The organism is Oceanicola sp. S124 (assembly GCF_000220565.1).
In the GTDB taxonomy this organism is placed as follows: Bacteria; Pseudomonadota; Alphaproteobacteria; order Rhodobacterales; family Rhodobacteraceae; genus Pseudooceanicola.
Map to the genome: position 1 here is coordinate 1 of NZ_AFPM01000179.1, position 5176 is coordinate 5176.

Sequence of the window (5176 nt, forward strand, 5' to 3'; positions counted from 1 at the left end):
ATCGGTTCGACAGGGTCGTCATGCGGCGGGTGATTGGGGTCGGACTGGGCCTGTATTTCCTGCTCGGTCGGGGTCGTTCGCATGACACTCGCTCCTGGTTGACTGCGGCCCTTTAACTGCGTTTTCACCGGAGTTTTAAGGCCCGCGCGCTGGTTAATTCCGCGTGCGGCATCCGCTTCACGCAGACGTGAGCCTTGCGGGGCCAACCGGCCTCAGCCCTGTGCGTGGAAGTGGTCGTAGATCGCTTCGGCCAGGCTGTCCGAGATTCCGTCGACCGCCTTCAGGTCCGGCAGGCCCGCCCGGCTGACCGCCTTGGCCGAGCCGAAATGCGCCAGCAGGGCGCGCTTGCGGGTGGCGCCTACGCCGGGGACCTCGTCCAGCGGGTTGGCCATGTTGGACTTCGCGCGCTTGGCCCTGTGGGTGCCAATGGCGAAACGGTGCGCCTCGTCGCGCATCCGCTGCACGAAGTAGAGCACGGGGTCGTTCATCCTGAGGGCGAAGGGGCGCTGGCCGGGGCGGTGGAATTCCTCCTTGCCGTGGTCGCGGTCGACGCCCTTGGCGACACCGACCATGGGCAGGTCCGGCACGCCCATCTCGTCGAGGATCTGCTGCACCGCGCTGACCTGGCCCGCGCCGCCGTCGATCAGCAGCAGGTCGGGCCACATGCCGTTCTCGCGGTCCGGGTCCTCTTTCAGCAGGCGCTTCAGGCGGCGGGTCAGCACTTCTTTCATCATGCCGAAGTCATCGCCCGGCACCAGGTCTTCGCCCCTGATGTTGAACTTGCGATACTGCGACTTCAGGAAGCCCTCGGGGCCGGCGACGATCATCCCGCCGACCGCGTTTGTGCCCTGGATATGCGAGTTGTCGTAGACCTCGATCCGCTCGGGCACCTTCTCCAGCCCGAAGGCCTCGGCGAGACCCTTCAGCAACTTGCCCTGGGTGGCGCTTTCGGCCATGCGACGGCCGAGGCTTTCCTTGGCGTTGCGCGCGGCAGAGGCGATCAGCTCGGCCTTCTCGCCGCGCTGCGGGACCAGAAGCTCGACCTTGCGACCGGCCTTCTCGGAGAGGGCTTCGTGCATGAGGTCGGCGTTCTCGATGCCGTGCGACAGCAGGATCTGCCGGGGCGGCTCCTTGCCGTCGTAGAACTGGCCGAGGAAGGCTTCCAGCACCTCGGCTTCCGAGACATCGACCCCGGCACGGGGGTAGAAATCCTGGTTGCCCCAGTTCTGGTTGGCGCGGATGAAGAAGACCTGCACGCAGGCCTGGCCGCCCTCCATGTGCAGCGCGACGATATCCGCCTCGGCGGTCGAGCGCGGGTTGATGCCCTGGGTGCTCTGCACCTGGGTCAGCGCCTTGATGCGGTCGCGCAGGGCGGCGGCGCGCTCGAATTCCATTTCGTCACTGGCCTTCTGCATCTCGGCGGCCAGCTTTTCCTGCACATCGGTGGAGCGGCCTTGCAGGAAGCGTTCCGCATCGGCCACCGTGCCGGCGTAGTCCTCTTCCGAGATATAGCCCACGCAGGGCGCCGAGCAGCGCTTGATCTGGTACAGGAGGCAGGGCCGCGAGCGGCCCTCGAACATGCTGTCGGTGCAGTTGCGCAGCAGGAAAACCTTCTGAAGCTGGTTCAGCGTGCGGTTCACGGCACCCGCACTGGCGAAGGGCCCATAGTAGGCGCCCTTGGACTTGCGTGCGCCGCGATGCTTGCGGATCTGGGGGAAGGCATGGTCCTTGGCCACCAGGATATCCGGAAAGCTCTTGTCGTCGCGCAGCAGCACGTTGTAGCGCGGTTTCAGCTGCTTGATCAGGTTCTGTTCCAGCAGCAGCGCCTCGGTCTCGGTGCGCGTGGTCAGGAACATCATCCGCGCGGTCTCGCGGATCATCCGGGCGATGCGGGCGCTGTGACCGGCGGGGCGGGCGTAGTTGGACACCCGCGCCTTCAGGTTGCGCGCCTTGCCGACGTAGAGCACGCGGCTCTCCTCGTCCAGCATCCGGTAAACGCCAGGCGAGCTGTCCAGCAGCGCCAGGTAGGACTGGATCAGGGCATGTCCGGTCAGGGGCTTTCCGCCGCCTTCTGCGCGCCCCTCGCCGCTCTCCTCGGTGTCATTCCCCTGGGTCATGCGATTCCGTCTCGATTCTCACTCTGGCTGCAAATTTACGGCCCGGCCTACAAGAGAAAAGCTGTCCCCGCTTTCTGTGGATAACTCCGGGGATAGGATTTTGACACATGGAAAAAACCCTTGTTTCGTGGGGCCTTCCTTGACCTGGTGAATTTTTAGGCGCTTTTTCAAGATGCTGTTTTCAAACGATAAAATTAATTCACAAGGACAACCGACTGAAAACATTAATCTTTTGGTAACACCTTTGTAACCGCCCCGTGACAGGTGCAAAACTTGCCGCGAAAAGCGCTATTCGACCCCCTGCACGTCGGGTGTTTGCCAGGCCAGGTGCTGTCCGCCATCGGTACACAGAAGCTGCCCCGTGACCCCGTGAGCGGTGAGGAAATAGCGCAGCGCGCCGCAGATATCCCCGGGATTCGAGCCGCGCTCCAGCACCGTGTTGTGACGTTGCAGGTCGAAGTGCTCGCGGCTCTGGCGGGCGCCCTGCAGGGTCGGGCCGGGGCCGATGGCATTCACACGTACCGCGGGCGCGAGGGCCCGGGCAGAGGTCTGGGTGAAGGCCCAGAGCCCCATCTTCGAGATCGTGTAGGAAAGGAACTCGGGCGTCAGCTTGTGCACCCGCTGGTCCAGCATCTGGATCACCAGCGCCTGGGCCTGGGGTTCGCCCATGGCGTCGGTCAGCGGGGCGGGGGCCTGCTCGGCGAAAAGCTGGGTCAGCAGCACGGGGGCGCGCAGGTTGGCCTCCATGTGGCGATCCCAGCTGGCGCGGTCGGCGGTGCGGATATTGTCGTAGTCGAAGACGGACGCGTTGTTGACCAGGCAGGTCAGCGGCCCGCCAAGAGCTGCGGCGGCGGCCCCGACCAGCGGCGCAACCTCGGCCTCGTCGGTCAGGTCGGCGCGCAGGGTCACCGCCTGGCGGCCCATGGCGCGGATCTGCCCGGCCACCTCCTCGGCGGCCTCGACGGAGCCGTTGTAATGTACCGCGACGTCATGGCCGTCTTCGGCCAGGGCCAGCGCCATGGCACGGCCCAGGCGTTTCGCGGCGCCGGTGACGAGCGCTTTCTTCGCGGCGGCTTCGGTCATCTTTTCTTCCCCTCAGTTCAGCACGATCACGACGTAGAGGATGTATAGCGCGGAAAGCGCGATACCCCAGAGCCGGTTGATGTCGCGACGCAGGAAGACGAAGGGAATGAGCAGCAGCGAGGCGCCGAGCATGACGACGAAGTCGAAATGCAGCTCGGGCAGGTCCAGCGGGATCTGCTTGAACAGCGAGGTGACGCCGATGATGGCCAGCAGGTTGAACAGGTTCGAGCCGATGACGTTGCCAAGCGCCACGTCGGCCTGGCGGCGCAGCGCGGCCATGACGGTGGTCGCCAGTTCCGGCAGCGAGGTGCCGAGCGCCACCAGCGTCAGGCCGATGACCGTCTCGCTGATGCCGTAGTCCCGGGCGATCTCGGAGGCACTGTCGACCAGGATCGAGGCGCCGAAGGGCAGGCCGACGAGGCCCAGCACGAGGTAGAGCGCGACCTTCCACCAGGGCATCTGCGGGTCGGCGCCCTCGACCTCTTCTTCTTCTTCGTCATCCTCGGCGGCAGAGCCGTCGCGGCGGTGGCGCAGCGCCTCGCGGGCCTGGTCCATCAGGATCAGCGCCAGCACCGACAGCAGCACCACCCCGGCAAGGAAGTCGAACTGGCCGCGCATCGCCAGCAGGATGAACAGCAGTGTCGCCCCGATCATGGTGACAAAGCTCTTGCGGGTGTCGCACTGGCTGGTGTGCATCGTCGCCAGGATCGCCGGAATGCCCAGCACCAGCAGGATGTTGGCGGTGTTCGAGCCGACCACGTTGCCGATGGCCAGGCCGGGCTTGTCCTGGAAGGCGGCCTTGAGCGAGATCAGCAGCTCTGGCGCCGAGGTGCCGAAGGCGACGATGGTCAGGCTAACCAGCAGGGCGGGAATGCCCACCCGAAGCGCCAGGTTGACCGCGCCGCGCACCAGCATGTCGCCGGCCAGCAGAAGAATGACGAGGCCAAGCACGACCATGAGCCAGACGAGCATCCGGTGTTAACTCCTGTTTGTCTTTTGAGGTCCGGAGCAGGGGCAGGGCCCCTTGCCGATCCGGTGTCGCCCGCACTTGGGGCATTTGCCGCCCGGGCGCCTTGGGGCGGGGCGACCGGGAACTCTCAGCTTGCCGAACATCGCCAGCACGGCCATCACGGCCAGGAAGAGGATGACGACCTTGAGGATCATGGATGCAGGCTGGTCCCGCGTGCCATGGTCACAGACCGAAGCGGGCATAGGCGGCCCGTTCCTCGATCATCGCCAGCGGTTCGCCGAGGACGGACATGCCGATGCGCTGCAGCAGCCCGCGCTTGCGACCGCCGTAGCGGCGCAGCTTCACGTCCTTGCCGTAGCGCGCCTTCAGCACCGGCACCAGGTGGCCGATGTCGTCGGCCAGGCCGACCTCGACCGCGCTGCGGCCCAGCCAGACCTTGCCCGAGAACAGCTCGGGGTCGGGTTTCAGCTTCTCGCCGCGCCGGGTCTTCACATGGGTGATGAAATTGCCGTGGATCTCTTCCAGCAGGGCCTTCAGGCGGGCGACGTCCTCTTCCTTTTCAGGCTGGAAGGGGTCGAGCATGCTCTTGCTTTCACCGGCGGTATGGACCCGCCGTTCGATCCCCTGCCGGGCCAGGAAGACCGGCGCGCCAAAGCCCGCCGAGATCACCCCGATCGAGCCCAGCATCGAGCTTTCGTCGGCCAGGATCTCGTCCGCGGCGCAGGCCAGCCAGTAGCCCCCCGAGGCCGCGACATCCTCGACGAAGGCCAGCACGGGGATCTTCTTCTCATCCGCCAGGCGCCGGATCTGCGCGGCGATCAACGAGCTCTGCACCGGCGAACCACCGGGCGAGTTGATCGACAGCGCCACGGCGGCGGGCTTGCCGCGCCGGAACGCCCGCTCTATGGAGGCCGAGAGGGCCTCGTCGCTCAACGGGCCGCGCGGGCCCGAGGCGATCATGCCATGCAGCCTGATGACCGCGACGGTGGCGCCGCGTTTTGCGAAG

Annotated in this window: 4 protein-coding genes; all 4 read right to left on the minus strand. The window is 66.0% G+C overall.

What is annotated here, in order from left to right; genetic code table 11:
• Positions 1–212: 212 nt before the first annotated feature.
• A complete protein-coding gene (uvrC, locus tag OS124_RS0112675; protein WP_010140050.1) occupies positions 213–2117 on the minus strand; it encodes an excinuclease ABC subunit UvrC in 1905 nt (634 codons plus the stop codon).
• A gap of 288 nt (positions 2118–2405) precedes the next feature.
• Entirely contained in the window at positions 2406–3200 is a 795-nt protein-coding gene (locus OS124_RS0112680; protein WP_010140051.1) for an SDR family oxidoreductase, read from the minus strand.
• A 12-nt stretch (positions 3201–3212) separates the two neighbouring features.
• Positions 3213–4172, minus strand: coding sequence for a calcium/sodium antiporter (locus OS124_RS0112685; protein ID WP_010140052.1), 960 nt, complete (start codon positions 4170–4172; stop codon positions 3213–3215).
• A 220-nt stretch (positions 4173–4392) separates the two neighbouring features.
• Positions 4393–5176 (minus strand): S49 family peptidase (locus OS124_RS0112690; RefSeq protein ID WP_010140053.1); only part of this gene is annotated, 784 nt, incomplete at its 5' end.